General features: G+C 37.2%; 17 protein-coding genes and 1 riboswitch. Of the genes, 7 read left to right on the forward strand and 10 right to left on the reverse strand.

Features of this window, described 5'->3' with window-relative positions:
- Positions 1–37: 37 nt before the first annotated feature.
- Positions 38–814: a Cof-type HAD-IIB family hydrolase gene (locus tag TY11_RS17860; RefSeq protein WP_042149429.1), complete on the reverse strand. Its 777-nt coding sequence runs from the start codon at positions 812–814 to the stop codon at positions 38–40.
- Positions 815–1,189: 375 nt separating this feature from the next.
- Positions 1,190–4,660: a glycosyltransferase family protein gene (locus TY11_RS17865; protein WP_042149431.1), complete on the reverse strand. Its 3,471-nt coding sequence runs from the start codon at positions 4,658–4,660 to the stop codon at positions 1,190–1,192.
- Positions 4,661–4,806: 146 nt separating this feature from the next.
- Positions 4,807–4,909, forward strand: a riboswitch (SAM riboswitch).
- A gap of 91 nt (positions 4,910–5,000) precedes the next feature.
- Between TY11_RS17865 and TY11_RS17870 the strand changes: the two genes are divergently transcribed.
- The 6 genes from TY11_RS17870 to TY11_RS17890 all read left to right on the forward strand — a co-directional run bounded on the left by TY11_RS17870 (position 5,001) and on the right by TY11_RS17890 (position 10,728).
- Positions 5,001–5,759: a cyclase family protein gene (locus tag TY11_RS17870; protein WP_042150404.1), complete on the forward strand. Its 759-nt coding sequence runs from the start codon at positions 5,001–5,003 to the stop codon at positions 5,757–5,759.
- Between the two features lie 24 nt (positions 5,760–5,783).
- Positions 5,784–6,887 carry a 5-methyltetrahydropteroyltriglutamate--homocysteine S-methyltransferase gene (locus tag TY11_RS17875; protein WP_042149434.1) on the forward strand — a complete coding sequence of 368 codons (1,104 nt, stop codon included), beginning with the start codon at positions 5,784–5,786 and terminating at the stop codon, positions 6,885–6,887.
- A gap of 245 nt (positions 6,888–7,132) precedes the next feature.
- Positions 7,133–7,306 (forward strand): hypothetical protein, encoded by a 174-nt coding sequence (locus TY11_RS20535; RefSeq protein WP_155982735.1) that lies wholly within the window; start codon positions 7,133–7,135, stop codon positions 7,304–7,306.
- 67 nt (positions 7,307–7,373) lie between these two features.
- Positions 7,374–8,528, forward strand: a complete 1,155-nt coding sequence (locus TY11_RS17880; RefSeq protein ID WP_042149437.1) for a pyridoxal-phosphate-dependent aminotransferase family protein — start codon at positions 7,374–7,376, stop codon at positions 8,526–8,528.
- Entirely contained in the window at positions 8,525–10,111 is a 1,587-nt protein-coding gene (gene serA, locus TY11_RS17885) for a phosphoglycerate dehydrogenase (RefSeq protein WP_042149440.1), read from the forward strand. The genes TY11_RS17880 and serA overlap by 4 nt, the downstream gene beginning before the upstream one ends.
- A 20-nt stretch (positions 10,112–10,131) precedes the next feature.
- A complete protein-coding gene (locus TY11_RS17890) occupies positions 10,132–10,728 on the forward strand; it encodes a hypothetical protein (protein WP_042149442.1) in 597 nt (198 codons plus the stop codon).
- A gap of 34 nt (positions 10,729–10,762) precedes the next feature.
- On the opposite strand, the gene TY11_RS17895 is transcribed toward TY11_RS17890, so the two are convergent.
- The 5 genes from TY11_RS17895 to TY11_RS17915 all read right to left on the reverse strand — a co-directional run bounded on the left by TY11_RS17895 (position 10,763) and on the right by TY11_RS17915 (position 15,327).
- Entirely contained in the window at positions 10,763–11,551 is a 789-nt protein-coding gene (locus TY11_RS17895) for an HAD family hydrolase (RefSeq protein WP_042149445.1), read from the reverse strand.
- A gap of 152 nt (positions 11,552–11,703) precedes the next feature.
- On the reverse strand, positions 11,704–11,850 hold the full coding sequence (locus TY11_RS20540; RefSeq protein WP_155982736.1) for a nitroreductase family protein: 147 nt from the start codon (positions 11,848–11,850) through the stop codon (positions 11,704–11,706).
- A gap of 285 nt (positions 11,851–12,135) precedes the next feature.
- Entirely contained in the window at positions 12,136–12,732 is a 597-nt protein-coding gene (locus tag TY11_RS17905; protein WP_042149448.1) for a short chain dehydrogenase, read from the reverse strand.
- Between the two features lie 61 nt (positions 12,733–12,793).
- Positions 12,794–13,825 carry a S66 family peptidase gene (locus TY11_RS17910; protein WP_042149451.1) on the reverse strand — a complete coding sequence of 344 codons (1,032 nt, stop codon included), beginning with the start codon at positions 13,823–13,825 and terminating at the stop codon, positions 12,794–12,796.
- Between the two features lie 92 nt (positions 13,826–13,917).
- On the reverse strand, positions 13,918–15,327 hold the full coding sequence (locus TY11_RS17915; RefSeq protein WP_042149453.1) for a DHA2 family efflux MFS transporter permease subunit: 1,410 nt from the start codon (positions 15,325–15,327) through the stop codon (positions 13,918–13,920).
- Positions 15,328–15,552: 225 nt separating this feature from the next.
- On the opposite strand from TY11_RS17915, the gene TY11_RS17920 reads away from it, so the two are divergent.
- Complete coding sequence (locus TY11_RS17920; RefSeq protein WP_042149456.1) at positions 15,553–16,320, forward strand: NRDE family protein; 768 nt, start codon at positions 15,553–15,555, stop codon at positions 16,318–16,320.
- 55 nt (positions 16,321–16,375) lie between these two features.
- Here the strand turns inward: TY11_RS17920 and TY11_RS17925 are convergent, their stop codons facing one another.
- The 3 genes from TY11_RS17925 to TY11_RS17935 all read right to left on the reverse strand — a co-directional run bounded on the left by TY11_RS17925 (position 16,376) and on the right by TY11_RS17935 (position 18,560).
- Positions 16,376–17,362 (reverse strand): methyl-accepting chemotaxis protein, encoded by a 987-nt coding sequence (locus tag TY11_RS17925; protein ID WP_042149459.1) that lies wholly within the window; start codon positions 17,360–17,362, stop codon positions 16,376–16,378.
- 29 nt (positions 17,363–17,391) lie between these two features.
- The gene (locus TY11_RS17930; RefSeq protein ID WP_042149462.1) at positions 17,392–17,769 is read right to left on the reverse strand and encodes a hypothetical protein; all 378 of its coding nucleotides are present in this window, start codon (positions 17,767–17,769) and stop codon (positions 17,392–17,394) included.
- Positions 17,770–17,870: 101 nt separating this feature from the next.
- Positions 17,871–18,560: a CBS domain-containing protein gene (locus TY11_RS17935; protein WP_042149465.1), complete on the reverse strand. Its 690-nt coding sequence runs from the start codon at positions 18,558–18,560 to the stop codon at positions 17,871–17,873.
- Positions 18,561–18,567 lie beyond the last annotated feature (7 nt).

The following is an 18,567-nucleotide window of genomic DNA, read 5'->3' on the forward strand; positions in this document are numbered from 1 at the left end:
TAAATAAAGCGTCAACCATTTAGACAACAGCTTAACTCTATAGTAATCCAACCATCTTCAACCCATGATAAATTCCATCTTCATCAACAGGTTTGGTTACATATTTTGCACATGCCTTTACTTCGTCTACTCCATTTCCCATTGCTACACTATTCTTAACCATAGATAGCATCGCTACATCGTTCAAACCATCACCAAATGCGTAAACTCGCTCAGCTGGAATTTGTAATTTTTCTAATGCTTTTTCAATACCCTTAGCCTTAGAACCATCTTTTGGTAAAACATCTGTACTAAGAGGATGCCAACGAACAAAATCAAATTCAGGGAAAGCATCCATATACGCTTTCTCCTCTTCCTCTACACAAAAAAGCAAGGATTGGTAAATAACATTATCTTCATAATACAATGGATCATAAGTTGGATACCCCACCTTTAAAGATTCCATCCCTTCTGTAATATGGGGATGTTCTGTAACATTTGCCCTCATAACATCAGGATCCATGAAAACAACAGGATTATTATTTCTAGTAGCATCTTTGGTAAGTTTTTGCAATGAAGACTTAGATAGAGGGTTGGAATATACAACCTCTCCTTCAACCACAACATATTGGCCGTTATAGCTAACGTATGAATCAATCCCTAACTTTTCACGAATTTCCTTATACATAAACGGACCACGACCTGTTGCAATTGCAACAATATGGCCTTTCCTCTTCAGTTCATGAATCGCTTCTATTGTCGAACTAGGTAACTCTTTATTATGATCGAGTAACGTACCATCAATATCAAAGAAAATAATGCTTTGCTGTCTCATTAATCTGCTCCTTTTTATCTGCTATCTATACTTCCCCCATTCTAACCTATGAAAGGCTTTTCAAGTCAAATCAAACAAAAAGAAGCTCAGAAACAACTTTTTTGCATGCAAAAAAACGAACGATATACTGCTAATACCCGCTCGGAAATATACTTCGCTTTTACTTCCAGCACAGGGGCGACATCTGTTCGAAAATACTTACAGTGTCTACCTTGCCGCTTGGCAGTAGGTGAGCCTCCTCATGCTAACGCACTGTGGGGTCTCACATAGCCATTCTTCCCGCAGAAGTCTACGTATATTTCTGAAGCTAATAAAGAGCATCGTTCGCCTTTTATGTTAATTATTTAGATGTGTCCCGGGTTCACAATAATGAAATCAATCCCACTTTTTAATCCTTTCAATTACATTCTTCTTGAACTTGGAAACCAAAGTCTCTTTACCTTCTGAACTTTTTTGTTTTTGCCATTCGTTGTAGCTGGCAACCGCTATCAAGATGGAACCTGCTATTAATAGATAGCCCCACCATGGTAAGTTACCCCAATATGGTCTTGTTTGCATAAAGACATTAAATAAAAGTACTCCTGTACCGACAAAGAAGAATGATTTTATCTGATACATCATACCTGCAATTAATGATGCTAGTGAAAGCACACCAACAATTAGCGCATCATAAATGGTATTACTTGCAAGACCATCCTGAACAAGTAGTATCGCAACAATAACGAGTACTGCCCATTGAAGATACCCCGTAACTGCGGTGTTCTCCTTCATAACGTAACTACGAAGCCCAATTACAACGGCAATCCAAGGTAATACATAAAATTCACGTTCAAACAACGCTGGCAATTCGAAATGTCCAAGCATTGCATAATATGGCTGCAACAAGTATACAAATGCAGCAAATATCAACCATTTGGCTGATATATCCGCGACTCTTTTCCTATTGAAGAATAGAAGGGTTACGATTAAAATTCCAGGAAGTACCTTATTGAATAAACTCCCAAAACTATATTGGTAAAGATTAAAGAAGACGATTAGTGCTAAAATGGTATACCAATCTATTTTAAAATGAGTTTGCTTCAATTGATATAGAGACTTATAGAGTACCAATCCTAATATCATTAAAACAATACCAAAAATTGCATGCTGCATTGGCTCAAAATCTGTTCGGTACTCCGTAACATTAACGTTTGCTACTGCAGCGTATAACAGCAATAGCGGAATAATCGACAGAATATCCCACTTCATTCGGTGTAAAACAAACAAGACAAGTACTCCGTACAAGATGGTAATAACAAATAGTAACAGATCATAAGGGTAGTTTAAAATAAAACTCAACATACCAATACTTGAATACGGAAGGAAATAGTAGATAATACGTTTCTTCCATACTTCACTACTAGCCTGCCAACCCACAAATAGAATAATACTAATGATAAAGAATGTGTAGGCAATGGAATCCTGCCAATCTAGCTTTACAAAGACTAATAATAAAAATGCCCATAATGTCGTAAAACCGGCATAAAAGAAAGTCTTAATCTTCCACTCTGTCTTCATTAACCTTACCGTCACCCCATAGATAACAGTTGCAATTAGAAATGCCCATATTGCATCTTCTTGGCTACTTAGTAGGCTTAATAATAGCGCAAGTGGTAGGAATAGTTGACCTATCCAGTAATATGCTTTCGTTAAGAGTTCATCCTTATTTCTAACCACAAGTCCAATTCCAAGTAATAACAGAGTTCCAATAATGAATTCAAACCATTCAAATACGACAGGAATTTGAGTAAATCTATCATACATAAGTACAAGTACACTTAGGTAAAACGTTAAAGTCATCCCGCTTATCACATATGGAATTGCAGGCCAACTAGTTTTTCTATATAGAAGAATTGCCATACCAATTCCACCAAGGGTTATCAAGGCCCTAGTACCGGAATCTGTTTCAAAACCAAGACTCAATAGAATACCGAATCCAAAGAAAATTTGAGCGATGTAAAAACTACTATCCATAAACTGTTGTTTTTTCATAGCTTTCCAACTATAACTTAGCACTAAGACTGCCAGACTTCCAAGAATGATTTCCTCTGCTCGGATTTGGCTATACATATACACCATTTCGGCATACGGGATGAAATGACGATATAATACCGCTACAGCTAACCCCATGGAAACCCCATGCATCCATGGAGCAACTTGTACGAAGACAGTACGACTTTCAAAACGTGCCATCACGATGGCTAAAACAGCGAGCAATACTAGCATGGCACTTAACTCAAGCTTCGTTACGTCCATGACTCCTATCAGTAAGCTAAATAGCAATATCAACCCACTAATATCTCTGGTACTAACCATTAATGGTTCCCATCTTTTCACTTTTACTAGGCAACCTCCAACAAGATACAACGCAAATACTAGTACAAAGAATGGAAGAATAATTGATTCATATCCAATCCACTCTTCTCCAATTAAAGCAAGTTGGTAAATTGCACTAACAAAGAAGATCGGGCTTAAATAAGTGAAAAGCTGGCTTTTCACCATTGATACAAGATACGCAAAGTTTAGTGCGATAATGACATATGCAACTACTAAAACAAGCGACCCTTCCCCCATTTGTAATAACATGCCTTCAAAACTTATATATATGAAGGCTAATGAAGACACGATAGCACTTGTAATCCGGAAAACTTTCTGTAGGGAACCAGAGTCTTTTACAAGCTTTGGAATAACTAGGAAAATCACCCCGAGTAATGCATAAGCAATCTCACTTACACCTTCCAAGATAGAGTTTTCAACTAGTTGATATGAGCCATAGATGATCATGGCAGTAAACACAAAATGATAGGATTTATGATTGGTTACATAAATCATCGAAAAGTAAATAACAGCTGTTAATATCAAATTAAAACTATACATTAATTCGTTATCATAAAAAACAAGCATTAACAACGTTGAAAGGATTATATTAGCCTGTATAAAAGGAATAAATTCATCGACAAATTGCTTAACCTTTTTATTATTTTCCAGGACACGGTATCCAAGTATCAGTACTGCATTATACAACATAACCCCAAAATAAAAGCCATCAATCGGGAGGTATAATGACGCGATTAGTAGTCCAACAAAAACACTTATAGAAATATATGAGAACCATACGAATAAGCGCGATGCAAACTTCATCGCTAAGAACACATAGATTGGCAAAACAATCAGAGTTCCGATTGCCCCAAATAGATACTTTCCATCGCCAGAAAATGATAAATAATGTCCAAACAGTTCAAAGTAACCTGCGGACACCACAACAATTGGTAGGAACAACCCACCTAATACTAAAAAAGCAAAAGCTGTTTTCTTAATATGTAGTACTCGGTTAGTTAACCATGCTAATGCAAAAAACAGAACAGAAACCGCTGTAATTAAACCTGTTTTCATCCAGTTTCCTAGTATATCCCATGTACTTGTAGCAAGTACTAATCCCCCTAAAAGAACTAGGATAACCCCAAGGTTCAGTGCCCAGGTAATATTTCTTTCTCGTACTTGTTGTGCAGTTAAGGTTTTAATTGGTTTCTTAGTAGATTGAATGACAGGTTGAGTAGACGGTGTATTGGTAGTATCTTTTTCCCTAATCTCCTGTTTAACAACATTAACTCGAGTCTCTGTCTCTGGTTGTTGTGGTTTTTCTAATTCTTGCTTGATTTGATTCACTTTTGGTAGATTCTGATAATACTTCGTATGCACATTAACAATCTTAGCAGCAATGTTTAATGATATGTATCGTGCTTTTACTAGATGATGGAGTTCTTCTCGAACAATCTCCCTTTTTTCTTCCGGACTAAGCTGTGTCATAACACACCCACCCTTCATCATTTTTTCTACATCCATCATAACAATATATCTGTACATATTCATCATAATTTTTAAGTTGCTCAAAATTCATTCTTGACATCATTTCAGTATAGCGGTAAAGTTATGCTAACAATTAAATTACCGATTTCTTATCCAGAGAGGTGGAGGGACTGGCCCTTTGAAGCCTCGGCAGCGGACTTATTATAAGTACTGTGCCAATTCCAGAAGTGTAATGCTTGAAGATAAGAAGAGCACGCATCATTTAATATATGAGCTGAACCTCTTCTTATTTTTAGGAAGAGGTTTTTTAATTGTTCAAAATAATGATGAGGTGATCCAAATGGCAAAAGAAAGTTTACTACCTTCAAACGAATTATTAAAGGCAGTTGAATTACTAAAGGAAAAAGAATGGGTGGATTTGACACATTCGTTCGGTCCAGATTCACCACACTTCTCAGCATTTGAAGCAGCAGAATTTAAAACATTATTCACACATGATGATGGTTTTTTCGCCCAAAGCTTTACATTCCCTGGACAATACGGCACACATCTAGATGCACCAATACACTTTGTCCGAAATCAACGGTATCTTGATGACTTAGAGTTAAAAGAGTTAGTTTTACCACTAATTGTCATCGACAAATCGGAGGAAGTATCCGTTAATAATGACTTTACCCTTTCCGTGGAAGATATTCTTACTTTCGAAGAAGTAAACGGACGTGTAGAGGCTGGTAGCTTTGTTGCTCTGAGAACGGACTGGAGTAAACGTTGGCCTGATCACGAATTATTTAACAATAAAGATAAAGATGGTAACGCCCATGCTCCAGGTTGGGGATTAGAAGCACTAAAATTCCTCTTTGAAGAGAGAAAAATCAAAGCAGTCGGACACGAAACATTCGATACCGACTCCGCTATTGACTACCAACGAAATGGAGTCTTGTTAGGTGAATACTATGTACTGGAACAAGATACATACCAAGTGGAATTATTAACAAATTTAGACAAAGTCCCCGCAAAAGGGGCTGTCATTTTTAACATCGTTCCAAAAGCAGAAAAAGCATCCGGATTCCCAGTGAGATCCTTTGCATTATTACCATAATTTTAGAGAAAGAAGGAAAATAAAATGACTCAAACAACCATAACTGCACCATTTAGAGCAGACCATGTAGGAAGTTTACTACGCCCAGAGAACCTATTAAAAGCAAGAGAAAATTATAAGAATGGAAACATTAGTAAGAGTGAACTTCGTGATATTGAAACACAAGAACTAAAGCGAATTGTCGATAAACAAATCGAGGTTGGACTAGAGCTTGTGACCGATGGAGAATTCCGTCGATCATGGTGGCATATTGATTTCCTAGAAAACTTAAATGGATTAGATGGATATGTACCAGAGCGAGGAATACCATTTCAGGGCATTGAAACAGAACCTTATGACGTGCGCAATATTGGAAAAATATCCTTTAATCCGAATCACCCCTTTTTAGAAGACTTTAAGATTTTCAACAAAATCGTTGCTAGTCGTGCTGTCGCCAAACAAACAATTCCTAGCCCAAATCAATTATTCCATAGAGGGATTCGTAATACAGCTATTTATCCAACTATTGAGGAATATGCAAACGATGTAATTCATGCATACCGTGATGCATTAAAAGCATTTTATGATGCTGGTGTACGCTACTTACAACTAGATGACGTCTATATTGCAGGTTTAAATGCTGACAGTTTAATAGCTTACGAGCCAGACCTAACGCGACAGGAACTAATCGATTTAGCTCTTCGTGTGATGAATGGCGTATTAGAAGATAAACCGGAAGACTTATATATTACCACTCACTTATGCCGTGGAAACTATGAATCTCGTTGGGCATTTGAAGGAAGCTACGCGCAAATTGCCCCAACCTTGTTTGCTAAGGAAAAAGTAAATGGCTTTTTCTTAGAATATGATGATCATCGTTCTGGGGACTTTAAACCTCTAGAGTATATACCTGAAGGCGGTGCAAAAGTCGTATTGGGATTAATCACTTCAAAGCTCGGGGAATTAGAAGACAAAGAAATGATCAAAAAGCGAATTCAAGAAGCAACTCAATATGTTCCATTAGAGCAGTTAGCTTTGAGCCCACAGTGTGGTTTCTCTTCTACACATCATGGAAATAAGCTAACAGAAGAACAGCAATGGGAAAAGTTAAAATTCATTGTAGATATTACAAAAGAAATATGGGGTTAAGTATGGGGGGGAACAGTCCCCCCAGCACATCTTCTTCTACCGCTATTTAGTTGGCATTCCCAAAATGAATAACCTCTTCATTTAATCCCCTCAACTTAACCTTTACCGATTATTCACTATATTTTTCCACTCTTCACATAGAATTATAAGAATATATAAAAAAACTATAAAACAATTGCCAGAACTTTGGTAAAATGGAAGATAATAATATTTTCTACATATCTTTATTCAGGAGGAATCTCCCTATGTGGTATTGGATTGCAGCAATCATTGTAATATTAATTATAGTAGAAGAAGGCCTATACTTCCTCTTTAATCGTTTAGCATTTAACAAGCAACCAAAGAAACAATTAAATGATACCCCAGAAGAAGAGTCAGCTTCACCAAAGCGACGACGATTCAGACGACAAAAGCATTAGGTTTCAGCCTGATGTTTTTTTGTACAAAACAAAAGCTAATGCCCAGACATTGAAAGGAGTGATTATCTTGTTACAAGATTATCAATTGCTTCGGATTCCTGGCCCAACACCTATCCCTCCAAGTGTCCAACAGGCGATGATGAAACCGATGACCGGTCATCGCGAACAGGAAACAAAAGAATTACTAAACAGTATTAGGCCAAGTTTGAAAAAAATCTTTGGAACCAATGAAGAAGTTGTCATCATTGCTGGTAGTGGAACTGCAGGATTGGAAGCAGCTGTAGTAAATACTGTTAGCCCTGGTGAGGAAGTACTTGTGATTGTCACAGGTTCTTTTGGTGACCGGTTTGCTAAAATTTGCAAAGCTTACAATCTTCATGTACATACACTACCTTATGAATGGGGATCGGCACTCATTCCAGAAGAAATATCATCTATTCTTGTAGCTCACCCTTCAATTAAAGCCGTATTTGCAACCTATTGTGAAACCTCAACAGGCGTATTAAATCCAATAAAAGAACTAGCTACAACAATCAAGCAAACTTCAGATGCCTTGGTCATCATTGACGGTGTATCTTGTGTTGGGGCAGTAGAAACAAAGATGGATGAATGGGGAATCGATATTTGTGTCACAGGTTCCCAAAAAGCTCTTATGCTACCACCTGGTCTTTGTTTTATTGCGGGTAGTAAAAAAGCTTGGAACATGATAGAGAAAAATCATCAACCTCGATTCTATTTAGACTTAAGGAAATATCACAAAACTATCCAGGAAAACACGCCACCTTTTACACCAGCTCTTTCTTTACTTTACGGTCTAGAACAATCACTTTCTATACTAGAATCAGAAGGACTTCATCAAGTTTATAAAAGACATCAAATGATGAAAGAAATGACAAGGGCTGCATTTAAGGCTATTGGTATCCCTCTTCTAACAACGGATAAGGATGCTTCGCCAACTGTAACTGCAATTAAACCGGACGTTGAACCAGATGCATTAAGGAAAACGCTGAAACAAGAATTTGGGCTTGTACTCGCTGGTGGCCAAAACAATTTAAAAGGGCAGATTTTCCGAATTGGTCATATGGGCTATTGTACCCCAGCTGATATCTTACAAATTATTAGTTGTATTGAGATTGGGTTGCGTAAAATCGGAAACGTACAGGAGATAGGAATTGGTGTGAAAGCTGCACAACAAGCATACCTACAGGGGGACGGCGTATGACATACAATATTTTAATCTCTGATCCATTAAGTGAGGATGGCATCCGACCACTTCGAACCGCTTCAGATGTGAATATTGTTTTTCAAACCAAATGGAGCCCTGAAGAATTGCTAGAGAATATCGTTAATTTTGATGCATTAATCGTAAGAAGCCAAACCCAGGTTACCCGCGAACTAATAGAAAAAGCAACTAATCTAAAAATAATTGGTCGTGCAGGGGTCGGTGTTGATAATATCGATATGGATGCTGCGACCGAGCTAGGAATTATCGTTGTTAATGCCCCAAACGGTAATACAAATTCCGCAGCAGAGCATACCATGGCGATGCTGATGGCATTATCTAGAAAAATTCCACAAGCATATCTTGCATTAAAAAACGAAAAATGGGAGCGTAAAAACTTTATTGGGGTTGAACTAAAAAATAAGGTACTCGGCGTTATCGGTCTTGGACGAATTGGTCGAGAGGTAGCATATCGTGCAAGAGGACAACGGATGAATGTTATTGGCTATGACCCATTTTTAACAAAAGAAAAAGCAGAGAATATGGGAATCGAATACGGAACTGTAGATGATGTATTAAGAGTTGCTGATTTTATTACGGTTCATACTCCCCTACTAAAAGAAACAAAACATCTATTGAATCGGGAAGCCTTTAACAGGGTGAAAAAAGGTGTACAAATTATCAATTGTGCCCGTGGTGGAATTATTGATGAAGATGCTTTATACGATGCAATTGTATCTGGAAAAGTAACTGGGGCTGCACTAGATGTTTTTGAAGAAGAACCTTTTTTGAATCATCCTCTCTTAGCGTTACCGGAAGTTATTGCAACCCCACACTTAGGAGCAAGCACGGTAGAAGCACAAGAAAATGTAGCGATTGATGTATGCCAAGACATACTACGTTTTTTCAACGGTAGAACAGTTAGAAATCCAGTTAATATGCCATCTCTCGATAATGAGCTTCTTCAAAAAGTGGAACCATATTTTCTACTCGCTGAAAAGCTTGGAGAATTTCTCATTTATTTAACAGATGGCGTAGTTGAAGAAATAACCATCTCTTATGCTGGAGATATAATCAAAAATGAACTTTCACCACTTAGTAGAAAAATAATTAAAGGAATGTTAAAAAGGCATCTTGGTACCCATGTCAATGAAGTGAATGCACTCTTTCTTGCCGAGAAAAGAGGCATTCAAATTCATGAAAACAAGACTTATAAGAAAAAGGGATTCTCCAATCTTATTACCGTTAGTATGAAAACAAAGGGTGGCATCAGGACTGTAGCTGGGACCTTGCTAAGTGGACTTGGGCCACGAATTGTCAAAGTCGATCATTACCGAGTGGATATCACACCAGCGGGTCACATTATTGTCATGCATCACACCGATCAACCCGGGGTTATTGGGCGTATGGGAAGCCTGCTTGCCAAGCACGACATTAACATCGCCACGATGCAAGTTGATCGCTCCGATATTGGTGGAGATGCTATCATGATGTTAACCGTCGATAAGCACATCGGAAGTAAAATAATTGAAGAACTTTTATCCTTAGGTGACATACATCATGTTAGAACAATAGACATGTAAGTTGATAGAGGGGGAAAGCGATGAAAGTTCAACAATTTTACAAAAGAATCTTTATTCTCATTTGTATTGTAATGGTCTGTACTATTTCCAGTACAGTTTTTGCAGCCATGGATCCTGTAGAAGTAGAAAAAAGAAATGAACAAGCGCCCTACCAGATTACCGGTGAGGTAACGTCAGATAAGCTTTATAAGGATGTCACGGAGAATACTAAACATCCCATACAAGTTCGAAAAGTGACTATAGAAATTTCAGAAGTAATTAAGGCTCCCACCGGACTGGAGAAAAATAATACGGTAGAATTATATTACCACTATATCCCATCCTGGGATGCTAGTGAATATGTTGGTGGAGCTAGAATAGATATTGCAATTGGTGATGTGGTTACCGTTTGGCTTTCAAAAGGTGATTATGGATGGGAACCTGCCATGGGTGGAAATTCAATTAAGCATCTAACCTATTCGGAAAACCGGGTGGATTATGTACCAGAACCATTTCTGCATAAGGTTGCAGGCATGGATAGAACCTTAGGAAATACTAGTCCAAATGTATTCGTATTATGTGGTCTTTTAGCTATATTAGGTTGGGCGTTCCTCCGTGGATTACGGAAAGCAACATAGGAATACATTTAATCAAGCATTAAAAAATCTAGCATTATTCAATGCTAGATTTTTTTACAATTGGAAGAAGTTCTCTCAATCGTTTAATCTCATAGGTTGGTTGAATATCGTTTATTTCCATCTGGTTTCGGTTAATCCATACATTTTCCATCCCGATACGATTGGATCCTAAAATATCCGTATGTAAATTATCACCTATCATTATCGCTTGTTCCTTCGTCAAGTTATTCCGTTCTAAAATATACTGAAAAATCGATGGATCCGGCTTCCCAACTCCGAAATCTCCGGATATAAGAATATCATTAAAATAGGCTTTTAGTTCAGGAGTAATTTCAAGTTTTATATTTTGTAAAGACGGTGAGCCGTTCGTTAGCAATAATAATTGATAATCTTTTTTAAGTTCCTCTAAAACATGAAATGTATCATCAAATACAAAAGGAAGCTTTTTCCGAAATACCGAAAATGCTTTTGCTAGTTCCAAACCAAGCTCCTCATCATCAATATGTAAAGCTTGCAATCCTTCTACCCAAGAGGTTTCTTGGTATGTAGAAGCAAGGTTATGTAGAGCTTGGAACGATCCACCATCATCAAAAGTTCCCCATAACCCTTCAAAAGGATTGATACCTATTTTCTGTGTGAAATTGTATGTCGTATATGAGGTAAAAAGCTTCCTTGCATGAATTCTTACATTTTCCTCTAGCAAAGCAGGATTGATAGCATGTTTCTGTGCGGCCAAGCCACAAGTCGCCTTAAATGCCTCCTGAATACTTTTCCTATCATTTAAAAGTGTATCATCCAAATCAAAAATAACTGCTTTTATCATCATAATCTCCTATTTCTATGTTTTCCAAACTTCTCATAAAAGACTACTTCTTCTCTTGGAAAATGTTTTTTCGGCTTTGGTGTCATTACTGGATATCCTAATCCAAGTACTGCAACAATATACGTTGCTCTTCAGGAATGTCTATGAGATTTCTAACATACCCCTACACGAATTTTGAACTCTTCCACATCTTCGGAGTAATAAACCGCACCAAATGCAGAACCAAGCCCAACCTCAACCGCTTCTAACCAGTCAAACGTACAGATAAATGAAGCATCCTGTAGCCAATATTTACTCACTCCGGTTTCCCAGTCACCACAATACCAGCCTGCGCTTCTTTTAGCCATTTCATATATGGTGTTGAATTTGCTAATTGGTCTAACAACAACAATCAAATTCTTTGTTGGAAGATTATTTCATGTCGGTGCAAAAAAAACCAGCATCCACTACGGGCACATTCTCCCTAGACTCAGGCTTATCCTCCACCATTTCGAGCTCATCCTCCCCACTACCTCACTCAACCCCAACAAAAAACAACGCCAAATCACCCCATTCCGCCTTGACGTCATCCCTAATCCGTCATTCTAGTAAATCTCATAATTCTGTCCAGTTTGTGCTCCTTCGACACTCTTTTGATAGGCAAGGGCCACACGACTAGCCGGAACAGGAGAAAACCCTACAAAGTATTCTTCCAATCGTGCAAATGATTCTTGTACAATGGTTGGACTTACACTATTAATTCGAATTCCTCTAGGCATCTCTATCGAAGCTGCTTTTACGAAAGATTTCACACCACCATTGGCCATTGCAGCTGATGCCCCCATTCGGATCGGGTCATCCATCATAACGCCTGTTGTTAATGTAAAGCTTCCACCATCATTAACATAATCTAAGCCAAGTAAAACTAAATTTATTTGACCTTTTAGTTTACTCTCGATTCCCCGCTCATTTAATTCAGGAGTTAATTCCGATACAGAAGCAAAATTGGCTCCTCCAGCAGCATTTACAACGGCATCTACTTTACCAATTTTCTCGTACATTTGCTTGATGCTTTCCACTGACGTATTATCTACAGATACATCTAATCCATTACGACCTGCACGAATAATCTCATGATGTTTAAGTGCATTACATATTTCATTACCAATCGTTCCACTGGCACCCACTACTAAAATCCTCATCGGCAATTCTCCTTTTTATTAAATACTTAATACTTCATAACTATGTTGGACAGTTTGTAAACTATTCCACCGCATGGTCAATTATTGAAAAAGTCTTTTCTTCACAATTAATTTCGGCCATTCTTCCATAAGGTAAGATACATTTAGGCTCTGTATGTCCAAAATTCATATTATATAACACTGGCAAGTCTTCAAGCATAAATTCCTTTAACACCATACGAATTTCTTTTTTGTATTCCCCATAATACTTTTCATCAAGAGGCTTGCCAAAAATAACGCCATTTACTTTTTCCAATATCCCTTGTGCCCCGTAGTTTCGAAGCCAATATCGTAGCAAACTCGGTTCAGGGGTATCTTCTGATGTCTCAAAGAAAAGAATACTATTGTCAAACAAACCCATTTCAGGCCATATTGATGTTCCTTTTGCAATTTCAAGCACTTCCATACATCCACCTATCAAATGACCCCTAGCAATCCCTTCACCCTGTAATACCTCATAACCAAAATTGGGATTCATATTTCGAATCTGGTTTTTATTCGATTCCCCCCAAGCGAGAAATTCACTAGTCCATTCAGGGGCAGGTAATATTTCACCAATAGAATGACTGGAAAATAAGGTCCGAATTACCGTATCTATCGTATATGGATGCATCGAAACATTCTCAGCAAAATCCGTTAAGATTGCTGGCCCATAAAAAGATGAAATTCCTGCTTTAATACACATTAAGTGAGTTATTGTTGTATCAGAATACCCCATAAAGATTTTAGGATTATCTCGAATAACTTCCATTTCGATATAAGGCAATAAACGAATACTATCATCCCCGCCTATATTTGAAAAAATAGCCTTAATACTTGGATCTTTAAATGCTTCCATTAAATCTTCCGCTCTTGACTCGGGATTTTGATAGAGAAAATCAGAACCCTTTAAACTATTTGGCATTGCTACTACTTCTAGCCCAAAAACCTCTCGAAGCCGGTCTATTCCTTGTTCATAACGCCATCTTAACTCCGGATCACCTGCACCACCCCAAGACAAACTAATCGTTGCAACTTTATCGCCTTTTTTTAATTTCTCTGGCCGCACGAACATTATCATCTCCCCCTTTCCAATACTATTCGATATTTAGTTGTCTATTTCCTTTAAAATAGAAGCACTGAAAAATAATTTTCAGTGCTCCTCCCTTATCCTCTAGCTCTTCGCGGATTATCAAATTTAATAAAGAATGTAATAACCAATCCGATTGCTGCCGTGATACCCGCAACTGTAAATGCAATATTAACACCATGGATAATTCCACTTATGCCTTCTTCAGGAATTGCAGATGTTGTCATAACAGTTACTAACAGAGCAGTACCAATTGCACCTGCAACCTGTCTAAATGTGTTATTCATGGCAGTTCCATGTGGAAGCATTTCAATTGAAAGTTGGTTTAATCCCGCTGTCGTTACTGGCATCATTACCATCGCGACTCCCAACATTCGGAACGAGTTAACGATAGCGATATACGTAAATGTCGTCTCCGGCGTCAGTATGGTGAGCATAAATGTTGGAACCGTTACAAGAATTAGCCCTATAAGTGATAACCATTTTGCGCCGAACTTATCAAAGAGTCGTCCAGTCACTGGATTCATTATCCCCATAACGATCGCACCCGGTAATATTGCCAACCCTGATTCCATTGGAGAAAAACCTAACATATCTTGCATTAATAATGGTAAAATAACCGCCCCACCAATCAGTGCAAGAAATACTGTCATCCCCAGCGCCGTTGTCAATGTGAAAAGTTTATTCTTAAAGATACGGAATTCCAGAATTGGTTGTTTAATCCTAAGCTGCCTAAGAATAAACCACGTTAGTGTTGCTACACCGAGAATCATGGATAATATTACTTCCATACTACTCCACCCAGCAGAACCCGCAGTACTAAATCCATACAGTATACCACCGAAACCTAGGGTTGATAAGATAATTGATAATAAATCTAACTTCGGAAATGTTTGTTTTGTTACATTTTTCAATACGAAATAAGCAAGAATTATATCAATCACCACAATCGGTAATACGATGTAAAATAAACTTCGCCAAGGATAGTGCTCTACCATATAACCAGATAGAGTCGGGCCAATCGCTGGGGCAAATGAAATAATTAATCCAAAGAGCCCCATTGCTGAACCTCTTTTTTCTACTGGAAATATTAAAAACATCACTGTTTGCATAAGTGGCATCATAATACCAGCGCCTGCAGCCTGAAGTACCCTTCCCGTTATTAACGTTATAAATTCTGGAGCAATTGCACATAGAAAGGTCCCTATTGCAAATGATCCCATTGCTGTAAGAAATAACCCTCTAGTAGTAAATCGAGCAATTAAAAAAGCCGTTATTGGAATCATGATTCCATTAACTAACAGAAAGATTGATTGTAACCATTGAACAGTCGAATCATCAATCTGAAAATCTTCCTTAATAACCGGTAATGCAGTGACTAGGAGGGTTTGATTAAGAATTGTAACAAAAGCTCCTGTTAATAGCACAATTAGAAGTGGAACTTTACGTATTGGTTCTACTGACTGTACTTCGTGATGATGCACCATGTTATATCCTTCTTTCTCTCATTTCTCTTCTATTATTGATACCACAAGAACAAGTTTTTATGTCTTAATACTCTAAGTATGAAAGTCTATGTAAAGAACAATCATTAATTATAGCAAAAAATACTTCGATATACGAACTTTTCTTCATTTTTTCCTAAGTCCCTTTTAATGCTTTTTCAGTAAGAACGCTTTATAATTATGTAAAAAAGGGGACGTATGAACCTTATGTGCTTAATTCTATTTCAATTACACGAACATCCAAATTATAAATTGATCCTTGCAGCTAACCGGGATGAAGCATACAATCGTCCTACTGCCCAGGCTAGTTTTTGGCAAGATAAACCACATATTTTAGCTGGTAGAGATTTAGTACAGATGGGCACATGGCTTGGAGTATCATCAAGTGGGAGGTTTGCAGCACTTACAAATTATCGTCACCCTGCTCATATGAAACCCAGCATAAAATCACGGGGAGAAATTGTCACGAATTATTTAGCTGGCAGTGAGTCTGCACATGAATTTTTACAGAAATTAGAGCAACAAAAAGCTATATATGTAGGATATAATGTCTTAGTAGGAAACCCTAATGAGCTTATATATTATAACAATATTGAAGATGAAATTACCCCGATCAAACCCGGTACACATGGCTTAAGCAATCACTTTCTCAATACACCATGGCCAAAGGTTGAAATTGGGAAAAAGCGATTACGTTCATACTTAAAACAAACCAAGCAAGTCGACTCTGAGGAATTATTTAAAATCCTCGCTGATACAGAGGAATCAACCGAGGAATTATTACCAGATACTGGTATCGGATTAACTTTAGAAAAAAAGCTCTCGCCCCTTTTTATCAAATTACCTGATTATGGAACAAGGTGTTCAACTGTTTTAACAATAGACCAAGATAATAATGTTTCCTTCACGGAGAGGACCTTCTTAGCCGGGGAATTCGTGGACGAGGTTAACTACAACTTTTTGTTATCCAATTAAAAAGTGAAGCTCAAACGATTCTTATAGACCGTTTGAGCCTCATTTTCCATCTTTTTTATACGTTTACGGGTTTGTTTTCTTGTTCAAAATTTTTGGCAATAGCGGCAATTTCTTCAGCACTTTCCTTAACCTTGTTTGTAATACCTATTAATGCCTCCATGCTTTCAGCTGATTGATAAGCTTGTTCTGCATTTTCTTCACTTATCTCTTGAATTTCCACATTGTTTTCTGTAAGCTCTTTATTTTTTACAGTAATATCTGTTGTACTTTCCTTCACCCACGACAGGGCTTCTTTAATCTCAACAACGGTTCCTCCGATGTGATTAAATATTTCTTTAGTTTCCAGTACAGCGATACTTTGAGTCTCTGCAATTTCCTTTGTCTTTTCGATATTATCCATTGTCCTCCTTACTTGGTAGACAATATCTTCAATGATTTCATCAATTTCCTTCGTAGCAGTCGCAGATTGTTCAGCAAGCTTACGTACCTCATCCGCAACAACAGCAAACCCTTTTCCATACTCTCCCGCTTTTGCAGCCTCAATCGAAGCATTAAGAGATAATAGATCCGTCTGCTTAGCAATTTTCTTAATTGTTTCTGTAAATGAGCTAATATGTTCAATTTGGTCATTTAAGGTTTCAATATCTGAAACTATTTGATTTGAAATACCTAGATTTTCTTCTGATACGGTTTTTAAACGAATAATAGTTTCTTCCCCATCATCATTAGCCTTCTTTGTTTTTTCAATTTTTATTTCCAGGCTACCAGTTCTTTCGTTAATATTGGAAATCAACTCATTCAATTCCTCGATGAGTATCGTATTTTGCATCGACTTTTCTGCTTGTTTTACAGAACTTTCCGTAATACTATCAATATACATTTTGTTTTCATTTGCTTGTGCATGTGACTGCTCAGATAAAGCAACAAGTTTTATTGAAAATTCGTTTAGGATTTCTTTCAAATTGTCATCATAATTTTCCGAAACTTGTTGCAATCTTGACTCATCATTAGAAGGGTTTTCCTTACGTTTAAACCAACTCATCCTTATCCCCCTTAGTTGATCATGTTATTTTACTTTGAAGCCAGATCTTCTAAATATGCTATAGCATCTTTATAGGTAGGGAAAGGTACTTCAATCTCATCAGTAGATGATTTGCTTCCTAACTCTTTTAACTGTCTTTCTATTAATTTTTTGTCCATAACTACCGCACTTACATGCAAACTAGATTTTATCCATTTTTGTTGCTCTACGATTTTTTCTTTAGCATCAGGACTAAATACTTTTAAATCCTTAACATCCACTAGTAAGTAATATTTTTGATTCCCAAATTTCTTATGTAATTCTTTTAAGTCAGTTGTAGCATTATCAATCTCCGTTGCTTTGACCATGCCTTCCCATTTTAGCATACCAATTTTCTTTTCTTTATTAATAACTTTCACAGTATACATCCTCATTCCCCCTTAGTATGTATTTTACAATACATCTCCAAAAAAAATAAGAGAAAAGTCCTGTATTTTTGTTAAAATCAGACTTTTCTCTTATTTTTTCGTTATTTTATCCCCATAATATCCCAAGCAGTAATAATACCCATCAACTCTGAATCCTTCTGACCATTATTTGTAATAAGCAAAGCGTCTATCCGATTTCCATCACCGATTTTTTCTTTGAAAATTTCTACTGCTTGATAAATGGACGTATCCCTCGAAATAAATTGGTGATTGTTTTCTTTTTGATAAGACATCAACTCTTCAATCCGTGAAGTTCTTATAGAAGAATCTTTATTTTTGGCTAACCACTTCGTAATACCACTTTCGGTAATAAGCCCTATAAAATTTCCTCCTTCATAAACAGGGAATTTAGAATAACCTTTTTCCTGTATTGCATCTAATAAACTAGAAAGAGAATCATTCATATCAAATTGATGTACCTTCTTCTCGAAAGATGGAATGACAAGCTGAGGACTTGTAATCTCCCTTTCAATCTGTTCAATTTGCTCAACAATAGAGTCGTGTGGTTCCGCAATCACTACTCCAGTATCAATACGATTATGTACAATGGCATTTCGTAGTTCCGCAAATTCCAACAACTCATCCTTATACCTGCGAACAACCGCATTATATTTCGTTAAAATTCTAACTGCTTTTGAAAACCCTATTCCCCTACTATTGTTTAACTCCGCATCCATTGCTTTGTCTATTCGATTAAATGCTGTAATAAATCGCTCTGAGTTTCTTGGCATCGTAAAA

It is taken from the genome of Paucisalibacillus algeriensis (assembly GCF_000577245.1).
Taxonomy (GTDB): domain Bacteria; phylum Bacillota; class Bacilli; order Bacillales; family Amphibacillaceae; genus Ornithinibacillus.